This window comes from Streptomyces sp. NPDC048565 (assembly GCF_040650935.1).
Taxonomy (GTDB): Bacteria; Actinomycetota; Actinomycetes; order Streptomycetales; family Streptomycetaceae; genus Streptomyces.
Map to the genome: position 1 here is coordinate 85,259 of NZ_JBEZIH010000025.1, position 22,942 is coordinate 108,200.

The window sequence follows — 22,942 nt, forward strand, 5'->3', positions numbered from 1 at the left end:
CCCGCAGGCACCTGCGTGGATGCGTAACCGGCCGGTTTACGTGCATCGTCGCCCGTCGACGGAACGTTCCGTCGACGGGCGACGCACATACACAGATACCCTTGGCATGTGACCGACGCCCAAGAGACCGCAGCAGACACTTCACTGCGAACCACCGGGGGCGCCCCCCCGGACGACGTCGCCCCGGCGCCGATCCCCTTGCTCGAACCACGCGAGGGCATCCCCCCGGTGGTGGCGACCGACGACACGCTGGCCCAGGTGGTCGCGGACTTCGCCGCGGGCACCGGCCCCGTGGCCGTCGACGCCGAGCGCGCCTCGGGCTACCGCTACGGGCAGCGCGCCTACCTCGTGCAGCTGCGCCGCGAGGGTGCCGGGAGCGCACTGATCGACCCGGTCGGCTGCCCCGACCTGTCCACGCTCGGCCAGGCCCTCACCGGAGCCGAGTGGATCCTGCACGCCGCCACCCAGGACCTCCCCTGCCTGCGCGACATAGGCATGACCCCGACCTCGCTCTTCGACACGGAGCTCGCCGGACGGCTCGCGGGATTCCCGCGCGTCGGCCTGGGCGCCATAGTGGAGAACGTCCTCGGCTACGCCCTGGAGAAGGGCCACTCCGCGGTGGACTGGTCCACCCGCCCCCTGCCCGACCCCTGGCTGCGCTACGCCGCGCTGGATGTCGAGCTGCTGGTGGACCTGCGCAACGCCCTGGAGGAGGAGCTGGACCGGCAGGGCAAGCTGGAGTGGGCGCTGGAGGAGTTCGCCGCCATCGCATCGGCGCCGCCCGCTCCCCCGCGCAAGGACCCGTGGCGCCGTACCTCCGGCATGCACAAGGTGCGCCGCCGCCGTCAGATCGCGGTCGTACGGGAGCTGTGGACCGCCCGTGACCAGGTGGCGCAGCGCCGTGACATCTCCCCAGGCAAGGTCCTGGGCGACGCCGCGATCGTCGAGGCCGCCCTGGCGCTCCCGGCGAACGTGACCGCGCTGACCGCCCTGCCGGGCTTCGGCCACCGCATGGGGCGCCGTCAGCTGGAGCAGTGGCAGGCGGCCGTCGACCGGGCCAAGGCGCTGCCCGAGTCGGATCTGCCGCAGCCGGGACAGCAGCCGGCGGGTCCGCCGCCGCCCCGCTCGTGGGCGGACAAGGACCCGGCCGCCGCGGCCCGTCTCTCGGCGGCCCGTACGGCCGTGTCGGAGCTCGCCGAGCGGCTGCACATGCCGCAGGAGAATCTGATCACCCCGGACACCGTGCGCCGGGTCTGCTGGGAGCCGCCCAAGGTCCTGACCCCCGGTGCGGTCGAGACCGCGCTGGCCGGACACGGTGCGCGCCGCTGGCAGATCGAACAGGTGGGCCCGCTGCTGCTGCGAGCCCTGGACACCAGCGCCTGACCCGCCCGTATGCGTCTGTGCCCTCTGCCGGCCTCCGGCAGGGGGCACACACGCGTGTCGGGACCCCGTGGAGGACGTCGTCCAGGAGGATCGAATTCACGCCAGTTCCCCGGCCGTCCCGGGCCACCCGCCGTGCCCCCTGTCCGTGTGACGTTCGCCGCTCCGGCGACGGGGGGTGGGCAGGCCAGTTACCCGCAAGTAGCATGAGGGTCGTGGCGCGCCGATGCGTGCGCCCGCAGCAGTGCCATCCCGCACCCTGGAGGAGAGCCACCGTGCCTCGTACCATCCGGGACGTCGTCTTCGTCGACGGCGTCCGCACCCCGTTCGGCAAAGCGGGCCCGAAGGGCATCTACCACGAGACCCGCGCCGACGATCTCGTCGTGAAGGCCATCCGGGAGCTGCTGCGCCGCAACCCGGACCTGGACCCCGCGACGATCGACGAGGTCGCCATCGCCGCGACCACTCAGATCGGCGACCAGGGCCTCACCCTCGGCCGCACCGCGGGAATCCTGGCCGGTCTGCCGCAGTCCGTGCCCGGTTACTCCATCGACCGCATGTGCGCGGGCGCCCTGACCGCCGTCACCTCGACGGCAGGCTCCATCGCCTTCGGCGCGTACGACATCGTCATCGCCGGTGGCGTCGAGCACATGGGACGCCACCCGATGGGCGAGGGCGTGGACCCCAACCCGCGTCTCGTGTCGGAGAAGCTGGTCGACGAGTCGGCCATGTTCATGGGCATGACCGCGGAGAACCTGCACGACAGGTACCCCACGATCACCAAGCAGCGCGCCGACGAGTACGCGGTCCGCTCGCAGGAGAAGGCCGCCAAGGCGTACGCCAACGGCAAGATCCAGCAGGACCTGGTGCCGGTCTCCGTGCGCCGCACCAACGCCGAGGCCGGGGAGACGGGCTGGGGCCTGGTCACCGCCGACGAGCCGATGCGCCCGGGCACCACGCTGGAGTCCCTCGCCGGTCTGAAGACCCCGTTCCGCGCCCATGGCCGCGTCACGGCCGGTAACGCCGCGGGTCTCAACGACGGCGCCACCGCCTCGCTGCTCGCCTCCGAGGAGACCGCCCGCGAGCTGGGCCTCCCGGTCAAGATGCGCCTCGTGTCGTACGCCTTCGCGGGTGTCGAGCCCGAGGTCATGGGCTACGGCCCGATCCCGGCGACGGAGAAGGCACTGGCCAAGGCCGGTCTCTCCATCGACGACATCGGTCTCTTCGAGATCAACGAGGCCTTCGCCGTGCAGGTGCTCGCCTTCCTGGAGCACTACGGCATCGCCGACGACGACCAGCGTGTCAACCAGTACGGCGGCGCGATCGCCTACGGCCACCCGCTCGCCTCCTCCGGCGTCCGCCTGATGACTCAGCTGGCCCGCCAGTTCGAGGAGCAGCCGGAGGTCCGCTACGGCCTGACGACCATGTGCGTCGGCTTCGGCATGGGCGCGACGGTCGTCTGGGAGAACCCGAACTTCAACGGAGGCCAGGCATGAGCTCCACCACTGAGCTTCTGAAGGGTGCGGCCGAGCTGTTCCCCGGCGAGGTAGTCACCCAGGCGCACGTACGCCATCTCGACCTTCCCGGCGGTGCGGGCCGTTTCGCCCTCATCACGCTGGACAACGGCTTCGACCACACCAAGCCGACCACCGTCGGCCCGCAGTCGCTGGCGAATCTGAACGCCGCCGTCGACCAGGTCGAGAAGGAGGCGGCCGAGGGCGCGATCGTCGGTGTCGGTGTCACCGGCAAGCCGTTCATCTTCGCGGTGGGCGCCGACCTCAAGGGCGTCGAGCTCCTCAAGAACCACAAGGACGCGCTGGCCATCGGCAAGGGCGGCCATGACGTCTTCCGCCGGCTCTCCGGCCTCGCGGTCCCGACGTTCGCGTACTACAACGGCGCGGCGATGGGCGGCGGCGTCGAGATCGGGCTGCACTGCTCGTACCGCACCGTCTCCAGTGCGCTGCCGGCGTTCTCGCTGCCCGAGGTCTTCCTCGGTCTGGTCCCGGGCTGGGGCGGCTGCGTGCTGCTTCCCAACCTGATCGGCGCCGACCGCGCCGTCTCGGTGATCATCGAGAACTCGCTGAACCAGAACCGTCAGCTCAAGGGCAAGCAGGTCTTCGAGCTCGGGATCGCCGACGCCATCTTCGAGGGCGCGGACTTCCTGGAGCAGTCGCTGATCTGGACCGCGTCCGTCCTCAAGGGCGAGATCGCGGTGGAGCGCCCCGAGCTCGACCGCGGTGACGCCTGGGACCAGGCCGTCGCCCGCGGCAAGGCCATCGCCGACTCCAAGGTGCACGGGGCGGCCCCGGCCGCGTACCGCGCGCTGGAGATCATCGCCGCCGCGAAGAGCGGTGACCTGGGCGCCGGCTTCGACTCCGAGGACCAGGCACTCGCGGACCTGATCATGGGCGGTGAACTCCGCTCCGGGATCTACTCCTTCAACCTGGTCCAGAAGCGCGCCAAGCGCCCGGCCGGTGCCCCGGACAAGTCCCTGGCCCGCCCGGTCACCAAGGTCGGCGTGGTGGGCGCGGGCCTGATGGCCTCGCAGCTCGCCCTGCTCTTCCTGCGCCGCCTGGAGGTCCCGGTCGTCCTCACGGACATCGACCAGGAGCGCGTCGACAAGGGTGTGGACTACGTCCGGGCCGAGATCGAGAAGCTGCTCGGCAAGGGCCGCATCAACCAGGACAAGGCCAACCGCCTGAAGGCCCTGGTCTCCGGTGTGCTGGACAAGGCGGAGGGCTTCTCCGACGCCGACTTCATCATCGAGGCCGTCTTCGAGGAGATCGGCGTCAAGCAGCAGGTGTTCGCCGAGGTCGAGGCGGTCGCCCCGGCGCACGCGATCCTCGCCACCAACACCTCGTCCCTCTCGGTCACCGAGATGGCGTCGAAGCTGAAGAACCCCGAGCGGGTCGTCGGCTTCCACTTCTTCAACCCGGTCGCGGTCCTCCCGCTCCTGGAGATCGTCCGCGGCGAGCAGACCGACGACGCCTCGCTGGCCACGGCCTTCGGCGTGGCGCGCAAGCTGAAGAAGACCGCTGTGCTGGTGAAGGACGCCCCGGCGTTCGTCGTCAACCGCATCCTCACCCGCTTCATGGGCGAGATCCAGAACATCATCGACGAGGGCACCCCGGTCGAGACGGCGGAGAAGGCCATCGAGCCGCTCGGCCTGCCGATGTCCCCGCTGGTTCTCCTGGAGCTGGTCGGCCCGGCCATCGGCCTGCACGTCTCGGAGACCTTGAACCGCGCCTTCCCGGACCGCTTCACGGTCTCCGAGAACCTCGCGGCGGTCGTCAAGGCCGGCAAGCGCGGCTTCTACGTCTACGACTCCGGCGCGCCCGTCCTCGACCCCGAGGTCGCCGCTCTCCTCAAGCAGGGCGACAGCGTCCTGACCGAGGACCAGGTCCGCGACCGCGTCCTGGACGCGGTGGCCCAGGAGATCGGCCTGATGCTGGCCGAGGGCGTCGTCGCCGAGGCCCAGGACATCGACCTGTGCCTGATCACCGGCGCCGGCTGGCCCTTCCACCTGGGCGGCATCACGCCGTACCTGGACCGCGAGGGCGTCTCCGAGCGGGTGAACGGCAAGCCGTTCCTCGCGCAGGGCGTGGCGAGCGTCCCGGCCTGAGCCGAGGCCTCACCCTTCCGCGCAGGACCCGCGTGAGCGGCTGAGCGGGCCGTACGGATCACCGTACGGCCCGCTCTCGCGTGTGCTGACGACCTGATCCGCTCTCTGTCGTGCACCAGGTCGTCAGAGCCCGGAGGCCTCCTCAGACCCGGGACCAGGCCTTCAGGGCCATCCCCTGCTGGTCCGTGCGCTGCCTGGTCACGCTCAGCCCGCCCTCGCGGCCGATCGCGGCGACGACCAGCCGGCCCGCGCGGTCCCGGGCGAGCGCGGGCGCGCCTTCGCAGGGCTCACGGGTGTCGGTCCACCAGGCACCGGCGGACTCCAGCTCCGTCGGATAGGCGCTCACCGCGAGGGTGCCGCTCCCGTCGGCCTGGGCGAGCACGGTGCAGTCGTGGCCGTCCACATCGCAGCGGGACAGGGCGACGGGGCCACGGCCCGAGCGGCCGTCCAGCGCAGCGAGGCCGTCGGGCGCGGTGTCCTCGCCGCCGGATTCGGTCAGCCGGTGGGCGACGACCTCACCCGTGGCGTCGTCGCGCCAGAAGTGGGTGACCCTGTCCTCGTAGGAGCCGATGCCCGACACCGACTCCGGGCGGGCGGTGTACGCCAGGTCGGGAGCGCGCTCCAGCGGGACGCCCGGCTTCGCCTGACGCCACACGTACACACCGTCGTCGGCCGGCATGAGGAGCTCGACACGTCCTGACCCGGTGACGACCGGGGAGAGCCCCTCGCGCACGCCCTCGCAGGGCAGGGCCGTCCACTTGCTCCAGGTGCCGTGCTGACTGCGCCGGCGGGTGAACACCCCGCCGGTCGCGCTGCGGACGAAGACGTGGACCTTGCCGCTCCCGTCGACGACGGCCACCGGCGCGCCGATGGACGCCGCGGGAGCCGCGTCCCTGCCCTGCGGGTTGCCGATCGAGTGCCAGCCGGTCAGCGGGCGGCCCGCCTGGTACTGGCTCGCGTAGACGATCTCGACGGGTGACTCGGGGCCCCCGCCCTTGCGGCGCATCGCGAACAGGTCGATGTAGCCGCGGGGGCCGCGTGCGACGGAGAGGTACGGGAGTATCCGCCCGTCGGCGAGGAGGAGTTCGGGCGGGGTCCATGCGTAGGGACGTGTCGCGGACTCCGTCCAGCGCACGATGCCCCCGCCTCTTCCGGCGGCGTACGCGCTGAGGCGGCCCTCGCCGTCCGGCACGAGCCAACCGGTCCTGCGCGGTGCGGCGGCAGCGGTGCCGGGCGGTGCGGGAGCCGGCCCGTCCGCGGGCCGGGAGGAGGTCCCTTCGGCAGGGTGCCCGGCGCGCCTGAGTCCTGAACGCAAACCCATGGTGCTCCCCGCCCGTTCTACCGCGTGCGCTTGACCGGTTCTGCTTTCACAGCGTCAGCTGGCGTCCCGATCATACTCGACAGAGATCAATTGTGACCTGCGCCCACCTGCCGCCCTACTGTGAGGAGGTGTTCGCCATACGGCTGTGGCGGCGTCCGTACGTGAAGTAGATGATCACGCCGATCAGCATCCAGACCCCGAACCGCAGCCATGTCTCGACCGGCAGATTCAGCATCAGCCAGACCGAGGCCGCGACCGACACGATCGGGAGCAACGGCACCCAGGGGGTACGGAAGGCGCGGTGGAGGTCCGGGCGGGTGCGGCGCAGCACGATGACGCCGAGGGCCACCACCACGAAGGCGAAGAGCGTCCCGATGTTCACCAGGGTCGCCAGCTCGTCGATGCTCGTGAAGCCGGCCACGATCGCGATGATCACGCCGAGCAGGATGGTGGGGCGGTACGGGGTCCCGAAGCGCGGGTGCGTCACCGAGAAGAACCTGGGCAGCAGCCCGTCGCGGCTCATCGCGAAGAACACCCGGGTCTGGCCGAGCAGCAGGATCATGCAGACCGTGGTGAGTCCGACCGCGGCACCGAAGCTGATGACGCCCGCGTAGAAGGGGTGTCCGACGGCCTTGAACGCGTCGGCGAGCGGCGCGCTGACGGAGAGTTCGGTGTAGTGCTGCATGCCCGTGACGACGATCGACACGGCGACGTAGAGCACGGTGCAGATGATGAGCGAGGCGAGGATGCCGCGCGGCATGTCACGCTGCGGCACCCTGGTCTCCTCGGCCGCGGTGGCCACGACGTCGAAGCCGATGAAGGCGAAGAAGACGATGGACGCCGCGGTGAAGATCCCCATGATGCCGAAGTTCGTCGGTGCGTAGCCGAAGATCAGCTGGACCAGCGGCGCGTCCAGGCCGGATCCCGAGGTCTGCTTCTGCGCCTCGGGGATGAAGGGCGAGTAGTTGGCGGACTTGATGAAGAACAGGCCCGCGATGATCACGACGCCCACGACCGCCACCTTGATGGCGACGACGATCGTGGTCACACGGGCGGAGAGCTTCATCCCCAGGACCAGGATCACCGTGAGGACCAGCACCAGGGCGAAGGACAGGATGTCGAAGCCGAAGCCGCTCGCCGCATCCGTGCCGGAGAGCGCGTCGGGCAGCGACCAGCCGATGTTGTCCAGGAGCGAGCGGACGTAGCCGGACCAGCCGACCCCCACGACCGCGGTGCCCAGCGCGAACTCCAGCACCAGGTCCCAGCCGATGATCCAGGCGACCAACTCGCCCAGGGAGGCGTAGGAGAAGGTGTACGCCGATCCCGCGACCGGGACGGTGGAGGCGAATTCGGCGTAGCAGAGGGCCGCGAGCGCGCAGACGATGCCCGCCACGACGAAGGCGAGCGCCGTGGCGGGGCCCGCCGTCTCCTTGGCGACCTTGCCCGTGAGGACGAAGATGCCGGTGCCGATGACGACCCCCACTCCGAAGACCGTGAGGTCCAGCGCGGAGAGGGACTTCTTGAGCGCGTGCTCCGGTTCCTCGGTGTCCTGGATGGACTGCTCGACCGTCTTGGTCCGGAACAGCCCCTTTCCGCTGGGGGGCGTGTCCTGCTGCGTGCTCACCGGCGTACCTCCACGCACTCGTCGTGCACGCCATGATTCGGAACCGGGGGCCCCACCATGTCGGTGAAGGCGCGGTACGGCCCGATTTCACGCGAATGGGCCGGTCGGACCACCCGAGTGGGGTGGGCGACCGGCCCAGTGGGGCGCGGAGCGGATCAGTCGCGGACGGGCTCCACCGCGGGGCTCTCGTACCGGCCGTCGAGCTTGGCGACCAGGCCGGTGACCTGGCGGGCGACGTCCGGGGCGGTCAGCCCGATCTCCGCCATGACCTCGCCGCGCGAGGCGTGGTCGAGGAACACCGGCGGGATACCGAAGTCGCGCAGCGGTACGTCGACGTCCGCGTCGCGCAGGGCCTGGGCGATGGCGGAGCCGACACCGCCGGCCCTGCTGTTGTCCTCCACCGTGACGACGACCCGGTGCTCGGCGGCGAGCGGGGCCAGCGCCTCGTCGACGGGCTTGACCCAGCGGGGGTCGACCACGGTCGTGGAGATGCCCTGGGCGTCGAGCAGAGCGGCGATCTCCAGGCACATCGGGGCGAGGGCGCCGACGGAGACCAGGAGGACATCCGGCGTGTCCGTGCCCGCCACGCGCAGGACGTCCATGCCTCCCGCCTTGCCCACCGCGTCGACCGCGGGGCCGACCGCGCCCTTGGAGAAGCGGACGACGGTGGGTGCGTCGTCCACGTCGACGGCCTCGCGCAGCTGGGCGCGGACCTGGTCGGCGTCGCGCGGGGCGGCGATGCGCAGGGTCGGCACGCACTGGAGGATCGACATGTCCCACATGCCGTTGTGGGACGCGCCGTCCGTGCCCGTGACACCGGCCCTGTCCAGGACGAAGGTCACCCCGCACCCGTGCAGGGCGACGTCCATCAGGACCTGGTCGAAGGCACGGTTCAGGAAGGTCGCGTAGACCGCGAAGACCGGGTGCAGTCCGCCGGTGGCCAGGCCCGCCGCGGAGACCGCGCCGTGCTGCTCGGCGATCCCGACGTCGTAGATCCGGTCGGGGAAGGCCTCCTCGAACTTGCCGAGGCCGACGGGCTGGAGCATGGCCGCCGTGATGGCGACGACGTCCTCACGCTCGTGGCCGAGCTTGACCATCTCCTCGCCGAAGACCGAGGTCCAGTCGAGACCGGAGGTGGAGATGGGCAGTCCGGTGTCCGGGTGGATCTTGCCGACCGCGTGGAAGCGGTCCGCCTCGTCCTGGAGGGCGGGCGTGTAGCCGCGCCCCTTCTCGGTGATGCAGTGCACGATGACGGGACCGCCGAAGCGCTTGGCCCGCTGGAGCGCGGACTCCAGGGCCTCGATGTCATGGCCGTCGATCGGCCCGACGTACTTCAGGCCGAGGTCCTCGAACATGCCCTGCGGGGCGATGAAGTCCTTGAGGCCCTTCTTGGCGCCGTGCAGGGTCTCGTACAGCGGCCTGCCGACGACCGGGGTGCGCTCCAGGAGGTCCTTGCCGCGGGCCAGGAACCGCTCGTACCCGTCGGTGGTGCGCAGGGTGGCGAGGTGGTTCGCGAGACCGCCGATGGTGGGTGCGTAGGAGCGCTCGTTGTCGTTGACGACGATGACGAGGGGGCGGTCCTTGGCGGCGGCGATGTTGTTCAGCGCCTCCCAGGCCATGCCGCCCGTGAGCGCGCCGTCACCGATGACGGCGGCGACGTGGTCGTCCTTGCCCAGGACCTCGTTGGCCTTGGCGAGGCCGTCGGCCCAGCCGAGCACCGTCGAGGCGTGGGAGTTCTCGATGACGTCGTGCTCGGACTCGGCACGGGACGGGTATCCGGAGAGTCCGCCCTTGCTCTTGAGCTTCGAGAAGTCCTGCCGGCCGGTGAGCAGCTTGTGCACATAGCTCTGGTGGCCGGTGTCGAAGAGGACCTTGTCCTTCGGGGACTCGAAGACCCGGTGCAGGGCGATGGTCAGCTCGACCACACCCAGGTTCGGGCCGAGGTGGCCGCCGGTCTTGGAGACCTCCTCGACGAGGAAGGTACGGATCTCCCCGGCGAGCTGGTCGAGCTGCTCGAGGCCTAGCCGGTCCAGGTCGCGCGGTCCCCTGATGCGGGTCAGCAGGTCCACCCGTGCCTCCTTGCGTGTGAGCTGGTCGAGCGTGGCGATCCGATGAGTCTAATGTTCCGCCGGCGGCCCCGGTCATCGGGCGGCGCAATCCGTCGCGGCGCGCCGGGTGGGGCCGCACACGCAGGTGCCCGGCATCACGGAGGATGCCGGGCACATGTGCGCAGGTACGACGGTCAGGCGCGACCCGCGGTCTTCTGCGTCTTGCGGGTGACGGAGTCGATGACGACCGTGGCGAGAAGCACAGCGCCGGTCACCATGTACTGGACCGGCGTCTTGATGCCTTCCAGCGACAGGCCGTACTGGATCGAGACGATCACCATCACGCCGAGCAGGGCGTTCCAGGTGCGGCCCCGGCCTCCGAAGAGGCTGGTGCCACCGATGACTGCCGCCGCGATCACGTTCATCAGGAGGTCACCGGTGCCGGAGCCCTGGTTGACGGCCGCGATCTTGGAGGCCCAGAAGAGGCCGCCGATCGCCGCGAAGGTGCCGGCTATGGAGAACACCGAGATACGGATCGCGGTGACGTTGATACCGGCGCGGCGGGACGCCTCGACGCTGCCGCCGAGCGCGAAGATCTTCCGGCCGTAGGTCGTACGGCGCAGGAGGAAGTCCGTGCCGATGAGGACGACGAGGAAGAGCACCAGAGCCAGCGGGAGACCGCGGTACTGGTTGAACATGACCGCCGCGGCGAAGGCGAACACCGCGAGCACGACGGTGCGCACCACGATGTCGGTGAGCGGCCGGGAGGGGACGCCCGCTGCCTCGCGGCGGCGGCTGTCCAGGAACGCCGAGAAGAAGAAGGCGATCACCAGGACGGCGGCCAGACCGTAGGCGGCGGCGACGTCCGTGAAGTAGTACGTGGTCAGCTTGCCGACCACACCGTCGCTGTCGAGGTTGATCGTGCCGGTGTCACCGAGGAGCTGGAGCATGAGCCCCAGCCAGAACAGCAGGCCTGCGAGGGTCACCGCGAAGGCGGGGGCGCCGATCCTGGCGAAGAAGAACCCGTGCAGCGCGCCGATGACCGCGCCGCTCACGATCGCGAGCACGAGGGCGAGCCACTCGTTCAGCCCGTGGGTCACGCTCAGTACGGCCACGACGGCACCGGAGACACCACTGACCGAGCCGACCGACAGGTCGATCTCGCCGAGCATCAGCACGAAGATGATGCCGACGGCCATCATGCCGGTGGCCACCATCGCGACGGCGATGTCACTGATGTTCTTCGCGGAGAGGAACTCGGAGTTCAGGCTCTGGAAGACCACACAGATGATGATCAGGCCGATGACCACGGGGATCGAGCCGAGGTCACCACCGCGCATCTTGCGCTTGAACTCGCTGAGGTATCCGCCGAAGCCCTGCTCGCGCACGAGCAGCCGGGGGTCGACCGCGGTGTCCGCGCCCTCGGCGGCCTCCGGGTTGACCACAGCCGTGGACGTCTTGTCGGTCGTCACTTCTTGACCTCCGCGTTACGAGCCGCACGACGGGTCACGGCGTTCTCCGTGGCGCCCGTGATGGCGGAGATGATCTCTTCCTGCGAGGTGGTCTTCACGTCGAAGATCCCGTTGTTCCGGCCCAGCCGGAGCACGGCGACCTTGTCGGCGACGGCCTTCACATCGGCCATGTTGTGGCTGATGAGGATGACCGCGTGACCGCGCTCGCGCAGCCGCTCGACGAGGTCGAGTACCTGCGCGGTCTGCTCGACGCCGAGGGCGGCGGTGGGCTCGTCGAGGATGACGAGCTTGGGCTCACCGAGCATGGAGCGGGCGATGGCCACGGTCTGGCGCTGTCCGCCGGAGAGCGAGGCGATCGGGATCCGGACGCTGGGGATGCGGATCGACAGCGTGGACAGGAGCTCGCGCGAGCGGCGCTCCATCTCGACCTCGTCGAGGATCCCGAACCTGCGGATCTCCCGGCCGAGGTAGAGGTTGCCGACGACGTCGATGTTGTCGCAGAGCGCGAGGTCCTGGTAGACGGTCGCGATGCCCAGGGTCTGGGCGTCGTTCGGCTTGTTGATCTGGACCGACCGACCGTCCCACTCGATGACCCCGTCATCGATGGGGTGCACACCGGCGATCGTCTTGACCAGCGTTGATTTACCGGCACCGTTGTCGCCCACCAGGGCGACCACTTCACCGGCGTGGACCTCAAGCTCTACATCGGTGAGCGCCTGGACGGCACCGAATCGCTTGGAGACCCCTCGCAACGCCAACACGGGCGTAGCGGACACGTGAACCATCTCCTTCGCCGCCTGACCCGGCGGGGATACCGCTCCTGGGGGGAGGGGCGGTGGTCGAGCAGAAGAATTGAGAACTGCGGAGTGTTCCGTCCGGCGCCCAGCCCGGTAGCGGGACAGTTGGTGGGCGGGGCGCCGGACAGGCTTCCGGGCCGCGCGGAGCCGGCCGGGGGCCGGCCGCGCGGCGGGTGCTAGTTCTTCAGGTCGATCGAGTCGCAGGCCTTCTTGTACTTGGCCGTGCAGATCTCGTCGATCGTCCAGATCCCATCCTTGATGATGGTCTCCTTGATGTTGTCCTTGGTCAGCGAGACGACCGGCACGAGGACGGTCGGAACGTCCTTCGCGCTGGAGTTGTCGACCTTGGACGTGGCGATCTTGTCGAGCTTCTCGCCCTTGGCCAGCGCCACCGCCATCTCCGCGGCGATGATGCCCTCCTGCGGGTACGACTTGTAGACGCTCATGTACTGCTCACCGGTGACGATGTGCTGCACACCTGCGAGTTCGGCGTCCTGGCCGGTCACCGGCGGGAGCTTGCTGATGCCCGCGGACTTGAGCGCCTGGATGGAACCACCCGCCAGACCGTCGTTGGCCGCGTAGACGCCGTCGATCTTGTCCTTGCCGAGGGACGTGATCGCGCCCTCCATGTTGGCGTTGGCGTTCTCGGCCTTCCACTCCTTGGTGTCGTACTCCTTGCCGTACGTCACCTTGCCGTCGAGCACCGACTTGGCGCCCTTCTTGAAGAGCGCGGCGTTCGGGTCGGTGATCGCGCCGTGCATCATCACGACGGTGGGCTTGGTCTTGCCGTCCAGGGCCTTCAGCAGGGCCTTGCCCTGCACGCGGCCGACCTCTTCGTTGTCGAAGGAGGTGTAGGCGTCGATCGGACCCTCGGCGAGGCGGTCGAAGGCGACGACGGGGATGCCCTCGTCCTTGGCCTTCTTGACGCTGTTCTCGATGGCCTTGGAGTCGACCGCGTCGATGATCAGCGCGTCGACCTTGTTCGTGATCATCGTGTCGACCTGCTGCGCCTGCAGTGTGGCGTCCTGGCGGGCGTTGGAGTAGACGACCTCCGCCTTGCCGCCCGTGAGCTCGCTGACCTTCTTCTCGATGATCGGCTTGTCGAACTTCTCGTAACGGGCCGTGCCGTTCTCGGGAAGGAGCAGACCGATCTTGAGGTCGTCGCCCTTCTTGCCGGAGTCGGAACTGGTCTTGTCGCCGGACTCCTTCGCGCTCCCGCAAGCGGCGAGAGAGACAGCCATGGTGGTGGCGGCAACGGCAACGGCGGCACGACGCATACGCGTGTTCATTTCGAACCTCCCTGACGAGGCCGCGACGTTGCGGCCGAGGTGGCTGGAAGTCAACTCGGCCGCGACGCCAGCGTCAAGGAGTAAATCCTTAACGAGATGACAACGGTGCCATTCGTTATCTAAGTGAAGGCAGGAGTCGCGGAAGGGAGGGTGCTCTCCAAAAGGGTTGAATCCCCCATCTCGCTGAGCACGAGGGCCAGCGCGCCCAGCACCTCGGCCCGTCCGCCGAGCGCCCCGGGGAGCACGGAGAGCTGTCGCGCGGCGCTGGGGATGGAATAGCGCGAGACCGAGTCCCTGATGGGCGCAAGCACCAACTCTCCCGCCTCCGCGAGTGATCCGCCGAGCACCACCCGGCTCGGGTTGAGCAGGTTGCACAGGTTGGCCACGCCGCTGCCGATGTGCCGCCCGACGTCCCCGATGACCCTGCGGCAGCCCGGATCGCCCTCACGGGCCAGCTGGACCATCCGCTCCATGGTGAGATCGGCCCCGTGACTGGGCTTCAGCAGCGGCAGGACGTACCGGGCGGCGGTGAAGGTCTCCAGGCAGCCGCGGTTGCCGCAACGGCACACAGGGCCCGCCTCGTCGAGGGTGATGTGGCCGATCTCGCCGGCCGTGCCTCCCGGGCCGCGGTAGATGTGCCCGTCGATCACCAGACCCGCGCCGACACCGCTGGCCACCTTGATGTACGCCAGGTCCCTGACACCCCTGCCGCTGCCCCAGACGAGCTCACCGAGCGCGCCGAGGTTGGCGTCGTTGTCCACGTACACCGGGACGCCGAGGCGCCCGGCGAGCTCCTGGCTGGGGTTGATGCCCGTCCAGCCCGGCAGGATCGAGGTGGAGCCCAGGGTGCCGGATTCGACGTCGATGGGGCCCGGCACACCGAGACCGACGCCGATCACCTTCCCCGGGCTGATCCCGGTGGTCTCGACGAGGCGGTTGACCAGCTGTTCCGCCCGGCCGAAGCCCTCCGCCGACGAGGCGTCCACATCGAGCGGCTCGGATTCCTCCGCGAGCACCTGGTGGGCCAGGTTGCCGATGGCCACCCGAAGGTGCGTATGCCCGAAATCCACCCCTATGACAATGCCGGCGTCCCCGCTCAGGGAGACGCTCCTGGCACGGCGCCCGCCCGCCGAGGTGGGGGTCACCTCGACCGTGCCGCCCTCTTTGAGTTCACGAACGATGTTGGAGACGGTGGCTGCGGAGAGACCGGTGCTCCTGGCGATCTCGGCCTGGGTCAGGGACCCGGCCATCCTTACGGCACGTACGACCCGCTCAAGGTTGGCCCGATGCAGAGATGTCTGCGACCCCGGAGTCTCCATCGACTCACTCACTCCTGCCGTTTTCTCTAACATGTGAACCCTAAGCTGAGCGTTTTGGGGTGCCCCCCGTCAAGACCTTGAGCAGTGGCAGCCTCCGATGAGCATCGAGCCTCCACATCCGAACGGCACCGAAAGCGTCGCAAAGCACACGAAACCGCCCCCCGGTCGATGACCGAGGGGCGGTTCGCCACCCAGAGGCTCTGCTTCATATCGATGACGGGTGCCCTCCCGCTGACGACAAGTCCTGTCGGCGAGGGCGCCCGCCCCCCCTACTTGAGCGCCCCCGCGGTCAGTCCGGCGACGACCTGGCGCTGGAAGACGACGTAGGCGGCGAGTACCGGCAGCATCGCCATCACCAGACCCGCGAAGAGCCCCGACCAGTCCCCCTTGTACCCCTGGCTGGTGGCCAGTTCGACGAGGCCCTGGGAGAGCACCTTGCCGTCCGGATCGGTGTTCAGCACCGTCGGCAGCATGTACTGGTTCCACTGCCCGAGGAAGTTGAAGATGCCGACGCTGATCAGGCCGGGCTTCGCCATCGGCAGCATCACCTGGAAGAACGTCCGGGTGTGCGAGGCGCCGTCGAGTATCGCCGCTTCCGCGATCGAGGTCGGCAGCGTCCGGAAGAACGAGGTGAGGAAGAAGACGGTGAACGGCAGCGAGTACGCGATGTAGACGAGGATCAGCCCGTGCACCGAGTTCAGCAGGCCCATGTTGTTCATGACGAAGAACAGCGGGACCAGCGCCAGGATGATCGGGAAGCTCATCCCGCCGATGAAGAGGAAGTAGATGAAGCGGTTGCCCGGGAAGTCGAACCGCGCCAGCACGTACGCCGCCATCGACCCCAGCAGCAGGGTGCCGATGAGTGAACCGCCCACCACCAGGATGGTGTTGAGGAAGTAGTCACTCATGTGGGCCTGGTTCCAGGCCCGTGACCAGTTCTCGAAGTGCAGCTTGTCCGGCAGCGCCCAGGGCGTCGACAGGATCGAGTCGTCCGTCTTGAAGGACGCCATCACCGCCCAGAGCAGCGGCATGACGACGAGCACCGCCCAGATGACCAGCACACCGTGCGAGAAGACGTTGAGGACCTTGCCCTCGCTGCTCTTCGCCGGTTCCGCGGCCTGCGGGGCCTTCTTCGTCACCGGCGAGCGCGGGGCCGGGACGGCGGGAGGAGTCTCAGTGACCTTCACGTGTGCTCACCTCGTGCAACTGTCGAGCCGGCCACCGGGACCGAACTGTTCCGCGCGCCACCGGTCGTCCGGTCGCCGTACTCCGCAACGAACCGCATCAGAACTCCAGCCGCTCGCGCCGGCCCAGTTTCATCACGATGCCCGCGAAGAGCATGGTGACGATGAGCAGCCCGACGCCGATCGTGGTGGCGTAGCCGGCCTGGGCGTCCCTGAAGGCCGTCTGGTAGACGTACAGCGGCAGGACGGTGGTGGAGTAGTCGGGCCCGCCCGGGCCCACCGTCATGACCTGTACGGCGGTGAACGCCTCCACCCCGAGCGCCAGGATGCCCATGTAGACCCAGCCGGACTGCACGGTGTCCCAGAGCAGCGGCAGCGTGATCTTGAAGAACGTCGTGACGCGGCTGGCGCCGTCGAGCAGCGCCGCCTCGTAGAAGTCCTTCGGGATCGACGCCATACCGGCGGAGAAGAGAACGACGAAGAATCCGACCGTCGACCAGATCAGGACGACCATGATGCAGTACAGCGCCAGATCGGGGTCGCCCAGCCAGTCCGGCTGAAGGCTCTTGAAGCCGACGGCCTTCAGCGTCGCGTTCAGCATTCCGGACGTCGGGTTGAACGCGAACTGGAACAGCAGGGCCACGATCACGATCGACAGGACCTGCGGGAAGAAATAGGCGATCTTGTAGAACGAGGAGCCCCGCACGCCGGCGACCGCGGCGTTCTTACGCCGTCGGCCGCCGACATTGAGCATGAAGGCGAAGAAGAGCGCGAGGCCCAGCGTCACCAGCGGCAGCAGCAGCGCCAGCAGCACACTGTGCTGCAGCGACTTCCAGAAGATGTCGTCCTTGAGCATCCGGCTGTAGTTGTCGAAGCCGACGATCTTGAAGTCCGAGCTCAGTCCGGTCCAGTCCGTGAACGAGTAGTAGATGGACTGGGCGAAGGGCCAGATGACGAAGATGGCGTACAACGCCAGTGGGGCTACCAGGAACCCCACGATGAACCGGTACTTGCCGTGCTGCATCGTTTACCGACCCCGATTTCCGAGCGGGTGCCGCCGCTGGTGACGGTTGCTCACGCGTGCTTGTAGTGCTTGATGGACTGGTCCTTGGCCGCCGCGTCGGCGAAGGCCTGGATCTTCTTGATGGTCTCCGCCGGGGTCGCGCGGCCGGCCATCATCTCGCCGATGCCGGCGATTCCGATCTGCTCCTTCTGCAGCTTCACGTACCAGTCCTGCATCCGCGGGTTGACCACGTTGTCGCCGGCCTTCGCCAGGACGTCGACGCCGGACTGGAGCGCCGTGGACAGCTCCAGGCCGTCGGTGCCTCCGTTGAAGGCGCTGAGGGACTTCACCGACTTGGTGAAGTTCTTGGAGGACTCCTCGCTGAGCATGATGCGCAGCTGCTCCATGCCTCCGTCGGTGTTCTTCGCCTTCGCCGGCACGATGAAGGGCTCACCACCGGACGCCCAGAGGGTGCCGAAGGGCATCTTGTCGGAGGAGTCGAGGCTGGACGGCGCGCCGACCATCATCTTGAAGTCGTCCGGCGTGGTGGGAGCGGCCTCGTTCTCCACCCATGAGCCGTTCGGGATGAAGAGCGCCTTGCCCTTGGTCCACTCGGTCTGCGACTGGATGTGGGTCAGACCGGGCGTGCCCTTGAGGACGTAGCCCTTCTGGAAGAGCTCGTAGTACGCCTCGAAGGCGGCCTTGACGGCCGGGTCCTTCCAGGCGTTGGGCTCCAGGTTGTCGATCTTGTCGAGGACCTCGCGGCCACCGATCTTGCCGATGAAGGGGTAGAGCGAGAACGGCAGGTAGTACGGGTACTTGCCCGGGTACGTCCAGCCGGCGATGCCCTTCTTCTTCGCCTTCGCGCAGAGCGCGAGCATGTCGTCCCAGTTCTCCGGGTACGTCGCGTCGAGCTTCTCCAGGTTGGTCTGGGAGTACCAGACGCCGTAGACCGTGTACGCGTAGTACATGATCCAGACCGGGTCGCCGTCGAACTGGCCCATCTCCAGGACACCGGGGCGCAGCGTGTCGCGGACCTTCTTCGCCGGGTCGTCGTAGGACGGGGCGTCCATCAGCGGCGTCAGGTCGGCGAGCTGCTTCTTGCCGACGAGGACACCCATGTCCATCTGCTCGGCGCCGGAGTTGTCGATCAGGTCCGGCGGAGTGCCCCCGTTGAAGCGGGGCTGCAGGATCGACTGGATCTTCTCGGTCGCGGAGTGCTTGACCTTGGGTGCCTTGGGAAAGGCCTCGTTGTACTTCTTCTCGGCGTCGATGGCGTACTGCTCGCCGAAGCCACCGTTGAAGATGACGACCTCAAGGGCTGCCGTCTCATTGACACCGAGCGGGTTCTTCTCGCTCTTGGTGCCCTTTTCGGCCTTCTGGTCACTTCCGCTGTCGCTGCTCGCGCAGGCCGACAGGAAGCTCATCGTCGGGACGGCGATCAGGCCGAGTGCGGCAGAACGCTTGATCACATCGCGACGGCCAAGGCCCTCATTCGTGCGGCCGGAGGTGGATCCCATGCTCAAGTCCTCGCCTTCTCCAGGACTCAGGCGGTGTACCGGTCACCCGTAATGAATTCGCCTCAGGCGAAGGGCCCCGCCACCGCGGTCAGTTGCGCTTGGGTCGTGCAGATTGCCGGATTGCCAGGTGCAGTGGGGGAGTTTCGGGGAAACGCACGGCGGGCCACCTCTCGCGCCCACAGCTGTTCCACCTCCCCCGTGTCCGCGTGCCGTTGTGAAGCGGCTGTGCAGACGCCGACAGGTATAGTCCACTTGCCGCCAACTGAGCAAGATCGAATGCATGGTTGAGCGGCAGTCTTTCCCGAGTTGAGACCTCACGGACACCTCAGCACCGCGCGCCTGCGCGCGCGAGCACCTTTTTCCGCAATAGGGTCGAATCACCAGGGGCGGGCCCACGCAACACCCTTGACACATCCGGCCACTTGGCTCCCTACTGGAACACGTATCCCATGATGACAACGTTGTCCAAGCATGTCCCCGGGAGGAACGGCTTCGTATGCAGCCCCTACGTGGTCCCCAGCACCGCTCGCGCCCCAGACACAGTCAATTCGCCGCGCTCCTCGCGGCCTCTCTGACCCTGGCCCTGGCAGCCCCCACCGCGGCCCTCGCCCAGCCGTCCGCGGCCGACCGGAAGCCGTCCGGCGACGCATCGTTCAGTTCCTCCTTCGAGGACGACGAAAAGCAGCCGGACTGGCGTAATACCGTCGAAGAGGACGCCGACGGAAAGAAGAGGGCATCGGGTGTCAACGGCGGGTTCGCCGACGGAATACCGGGCAATATCACCGATCAGGTCACGGATCTGCGCGCCAGCGACGAGAATGCCGACGGCGGCGAGGTCAAGGAAAACCTGATCGACGGGGAGCCCGGCACCAAGTGGCTCACCTTCGATTCCACGGGCTGGGTGGAGTTCGACCTCGCCGATCCCGCCAAGGTCGTGACGTACGCCCTCACTTCGGCCGATGACCACAAGGAGCGGGACCCCAAGGACTGGACCCTGAAGGGATCGGCCGACGGCAAGACCTGGAAGGACCTGGACACCCGCACCGGCCAGACGTTCTCCGAGCGGCTCCAGACCAAGTCGTACGACTTCACGACGGACACCGCCTACCAGCACTTCCGGCTGGAGATCACCAAGAACAACGGCGCTGACGACGCGGTCCAGCTCGGCGACGTGCAGTTCTCGGACGGGGACACCTCCGCCCCCACCCCCGACGAGATGCGCACCCAGCCCGACCGGGGTCCCTCGGGCTCCCCCACCGCCAAGCAGGGCGCCGGGTTCACCGGAAAGAAGGCCCTGCGCTACGCGGGTACGCACAAGGCGGACGGCCACGCCTACTCGTACAACAAGGTCTTCGACGTCAACACGGCGATCACCAAGGACACGCAGCTCTCCTACCTGGTCTACCCGCAGATGGGCGAGACGGACCTGGACTACCCCGCGACGCACGTGGCGGTGGACCTGGCCTTCACCGACGGCACGTATCTGAGCGAGCTGAAGGCAACCGACACCAACGGCGGTGCGCTCACCCCGCAGGGCCAGGCCGACGCCAAGCGGCTGTACGTGAACCAGTGGAACAAGGTCGACGCGCGGATCGGCACGGTCGCGGCCGGCAAGACCGTCGACCGGATCCTGGTGGCGTACGACTCCCCCAAGGGCCCCTCGAAGTTCCAGGGCTGGGTGGACGACATCTCGATCGCCCCGAAGGCCCCGGAGAAGCGCAAGGCGCACCTCTCGGACTACGCGTCGACCGTGCGTGGCACCAACTCCAGCGGTGACTTCTCGCGCGGCAACAACTTCCCCGCGACCGCCGTCCCGAACGGCTTCAACTTCTGGACGCCGGTGACCAACGCCGGTTCCACGAGCTGGCTGTACGACTACGCCAAGGGCAACAACGAGGACAATCTGCCCACGCTCCAGGCGTTCGGCGCCAGCCATGAGCCGAGTCCCTGGATGGGTGACCGGCAGACCTTCCAGATGATGCCGTCGGCGGCCTCCGGCACCCCGGACGCCGCGCGCACGAAGCGGGCGCTGCCCTTCCGCCACGAGAACGAGACGGCGACCCCGCACTACTACGGGGTGACCTTCGAGAACGGCCTCAAGGCCGAGATGGCGCCCACCGACCACGCGGCGCGCATGCGGTTCACCTATCCCGGTGACGACGCGAGCCTCGTCTTCGACAACGTCTCCAACGACGGTGGTCTCACCCTCGACCCGAAGACGGGTTCCTTCAGCGGGTTCTCCGATGTGAAGAGCGGCGGCTCCACCGGCGCCACCCGGCTCTTCGTGTACGGCTCCTTCGACGCTCCGGTCACCGACAGCGGCAAGCTGAAGGGCGGCGGCGGGGACGACGTCACCGGCTTCTTCCGCTTCGACGCGGGCAAGGACCGTACGGTCAACCTGCGTCTGGCCACCTCGCTGATCAGCGTCGACCAGGCGAAGCAGAACCTCGCCATGGAGCTGCCGGCGAAGAAGTCCTTCGACACGGTGCGCAAGAACGCACAGAAGGCCTGGGACAAGATCCTCGGCAAGGTCGAGGTCGAGGGCGCGAACGCCGACCAGCTGACCACGCTCTACTCCAGCCTGTACCGGCTCTACCTGTACCCGAACTCGGGCTTCGAGCAGGTCGGCGGGAAGAGCACCTACGCGAGCCCCTTCTCCGAGAAGGCCGGTGACGACACCCCGACCCACACCGGAGCGAAGCTCGTCAAGGGTGAGGTCTACGTCAACAACGGCTTCTGGGACACCTACCGGACGACCTGGCCCGCGTACTCCTTCCTCACCCCGAAGCAGGCCGGCAAGATGGTCGACGGCTTCGTCCAGCAGTACAAGGACGGCGGCTGGGTCTCCCGCTGGTCCTCCCCCGGCTACTCCGACCTGATGACCGGGACCAGCTCCGACGTGGCCTTCGCCGACGCCTACGTCAAGGGTGTCGACTTCGACGCCGAGGCGGCCTACGACGCGGCGGTCAAGAACGCCACGGTGACTCCGCCGTCCCCGGGTGTCGGCCGCAAGGGCATGGACACCTCGGTCTTCACGGGCTACGCGAACACCGAGACGCACGAGGGCCTCTCCTGGTCGCTGGAGGGCTACCTCAACGACTACGGCATCGCGCAGATGGGCAAGGCCCTCTACAAGAAGACGAAGAAGCAGCGCTACAAGGAGGAGTCGGAGTACTTCCTCAACCGCGCGCAGAACTACGTCAAGCTCTTCGACGGCAAGGCGGACTTCTTCCAGGGCAAGAAGCCGAACGGTGACTGGCGGCTCCCCGCCGACGAGTACGACCCCCGCGTCTGGGGTTACGACTACACCGAGACCAACGGCTGGGGTTACGCCTTCACCGCCCCGCAGGACAGCCGGGGCCTGGCCAACCTCTACGGCGGGCGGGACGGTCTGGCGAAGAAGCTGGACACGTACTTCACGACCCCGGAGACGGCCGGACCCGAGTTCACCGGCTCGTACGGCGGCGTGATCCACGAGATGACCGAGGCGCGCGACGTACGGATGGGCCAGTACGGCCACAGCAACCAGGTCGCGCACCACGCCGCCTACATGTACGACGCGGCCTCGCAGCCCTGGAAGACCCAGGAGAAGGTCCGCGAGGTCCTCGGGCGGCTGTACACGGGCAGCGAGATCGGGCAGGGCTACCACGGCGACGAGGACAACGGCGAGCAGTCGGGCTGGTTCCTCTTCTCCTCGCTCGGCTTCTACCCGCTGGTCATGGGCAGCGGTGAGTACGCGATCGGCTCGCCGCTCTTCACGAAGACGACCGTGCACCTGGAGAACGGCCACGACCTCGTCGTCAAGGCCCCGAAGAACAGCACCAGGAACATCTACGTCCAGGGCCTGAAGGTCAACGGCAAGAAGTGGACCTCCACCTCGCTGCCGCACGACCTGCTCGCCAAGGGCGGCGTCCTGGAGTTCGACATGGGCTCCAAGCCCTCGTCGTGGGGCACGGGCAAGGACGCGGCCCCGGTCTCCATCACCAAGGACGACAAGGTGCCCACGCCGAAGGCCGATGTACTCAAGGGCGACGGCGCGCTGTACGACAACTCCTCCGAGACCTCGGCCTCGGTCGAGTCGGTGGACCTGCCGGCCGCCGAGGGCACGAAGGCGGTCCAGTACACGCTGACCTCGGCCACGGCGAAGAAGGCCCCGACGGGCTGGGTGCTCCAGGGGGCGTCGGACGGCACCTCCTGGAAGGACCTCGACAAGCGGTCCGGCCAGACCTTCGCCTGGGACAAGCAGACCCGGGCGTTCTCGGTGCCTTCACCGAAGGCGTACACGAAGTACCGGCTGGTGACCACGGAGGCGGCGACGCTGGCGGAGATCGAGCTGATCTCCTGAGTCTTCACCTTCCGTACG

The 22,942-nt window shown here is 68.2% G+C and carries 14 protein-coding genes; 4 read left to right on the forward strand and 10 right to left on the reverse strand.

The genetic code is table 11. The features are described from left to right. The first annotated feature begins 108 nt into the window (after positions 1-108). The 3 genes from AB0C75_RS27355 (at position 109) to AB0C75_RS27365 (ending at position 5,002) form a co-directional block, all read left to right on the forward strand. Positions 109-1,383, forward strand: a complete 1,275-nt coding sequence (locus AB0C75_RS27355; protein ID WP_362894370.1) for a ribonuclease D — start codon at positions 109-111, stop codon at positions 1,381-1,383. 272 nt (positions 1,384-1,655) lie between these two features. Beyond that, positions 1,656-2,876: an acetyl-CoA C-acyltransferase gene (locus AB0C75_RS27360; RefSeq protein WP_362894371.1), complete on the forward strand. Its 1,221-nt coding sequence runs from the start codon at positions 1,656-1,658 to the stop codon at positions 2,874-2,876. Further along, complete coding sequence (locus AB0C75_RS27365) at positions 2,873-5,002, forward strand: 3-hydroxyacyl-CoA dehydrogenase NAD-binding domain-containing protein (RefSeq protein WP_362894372.1); 2,130 nt, start codon at positions 2,873-2,875, stop codon at positions 5,000-5,002. Before AB0C75_RS27360 ends, AB0C75_RS27365 begins: the two co-directional genes overlap by 4 nt. Before the next feature lie 142 nt (positions 5,003-5,144). Here AB0C75_RS27365 and AB0C75_RS27370 read toward each other — a convergent pair whose 3' ends face one another. The 10 genes from AB0C75_RS27370 to ngcE all read right to left on the reverse strand — a co-directional run bounded on the left by AB0C75_RS27370 (position 5,145) and on the right by ngcE (position 18,579). Beyond that, a complete protein-coding gene (locus AB0C75_RS27370; protein WP_362894373.1) occupies positions 5,145-6,323 on the reverse strand; it encodes a hypothetical protein in 1,179 nt (392 codons plus the stop codon). Between the two features lie 115 nt (positions 6,324-6,438). Beyond that, the gene (locus tag AB0C75_RS27375; RefSeq protein WP_362894374.1) at positions 6,439-7,947 is read right to left on the reverse strand and encodes an amino acid permease; all 1,509 of its coding nucleotides are present in this window, start codon (positions 7,945-7,947) and stop codon (positions 6,439-6,441) included. A 155-nt stretch (positions 7,948-8,102) separates the two neighbouring features. Beyond that, on the reverse strand, positions 8,103-10,016 hold the full coding sequence (dxs, locus tag AB0C75_RS27380) for a 1-deoxy-D-xylulose-5-phosphate synthase (protein ID WP_362894375.1): 1,914 nt from the start codon (positions 10,014-10,016) through the stop codon (positions 8,103-8,105). A gap of 173 nt (positions 10,017-10,189) precedes the next feature. Beyond that, entirely contained in the window at positions 10,190-11,467 is a 1,278-nt protein-coding gene (locus AB0C75_RS27385) for a sugar ABC transporter permease (RefSeq protein WP_362894376.1), read from the reverse strand. Next, complete coding sequence (locus AB0C75_RS27390) at positions 11,464-12,252, reverse strand: ATP-binding cassette domain-containing protein (RefSeq protein ID WP_362894377.1); 789 nt, start codon at positions 12,250-12,252, stop codon at positions 11,464-11,466. The genes AB0C75_RS27385 and AB0C75_RS27390 overlap by 4 nt, the downstream gene beginning before the upstream one ends. Positions 12,253-12,440: 188 nt before the next feature. Further along, positions 12,441-13,553, reverse strand: coding sequence for a sugar ABC transporter substrate-binding protein (locus tag AB0C75_RS27395; RefSeq protein ID WP_362894378.1), 1,113 nt, complete (start codon positions 13,551-13,553; stop codon positions 12,441-12,443). Positions 13,554-13,672: 119 nt separating this feature from the next. Then, entirely contained in the window at positions 13,673-14,872 is a 1,200-nt protein-coding gene (locus tag AB0C75_RS27400; protein ID WP_362894379.1) for an ROK family transcriptional regulator, read from the reverse strand. Between the two features lie 269 nt (positions 14,873-15,141). Next, positions 15,142-16,059, reverse strand: coding sequence for a carbohydrate ABC transporter permease (locus tag AB0C75_RS27405; protein ID WP_362894380.1), 918 nt, complete (start codon positions 16,057-16,059; stop codon positions 15,142-15,144). A 97-nt stretch (positions 16,060-16,156) separates the two neighbouring features. Next, the gene (locus tag AB0C75_RS27410) at positions 16,157-17,080 is read right to left on the reverse strand and encodes a sugar ABC transporter permease (RefSeq protein ID WP_362894381.1); all 924 of its coding nucleotides are present in this window, start codon (positions 17,078-17,080) and stop codon (positions 16,157-16,159) included. A 50-nt stretch (positions 17,081-17,130) separates the two neighbouring features. Continuing rightward, positions 17,131-18,579 (reverse strand): N-acetylglucosamine/diacetylchitobiose ABC transporter substrate-binding protein, encoded by a 1,449-nt coding sequence (gene ngcE / locus AB0C75_RS27415; RefSeq protein WP_362894382.1) that lies wholly within the window; start codon positions 18,577-18,579, stop codon positions 17,131-17,133. Positions 18,580-19,075: 496 nt separating this feature from the next. On the opposite strand from ngcE, the gene AB0C75_RS27420 reads away from it, so the two are divergent. Further along, a complete protein-coding gene (locus AB0C75_RS27420) occupies positions 19,076-22,924 on the forward strand; it encodes a GH92 family glycosyl hydrolase (RefSeq protein WP_362894383.1) in 3,849 nt (1,282 codons plus the stop codon). Positions 22,925-22,942: the final 18 nt, after the last annotated feature.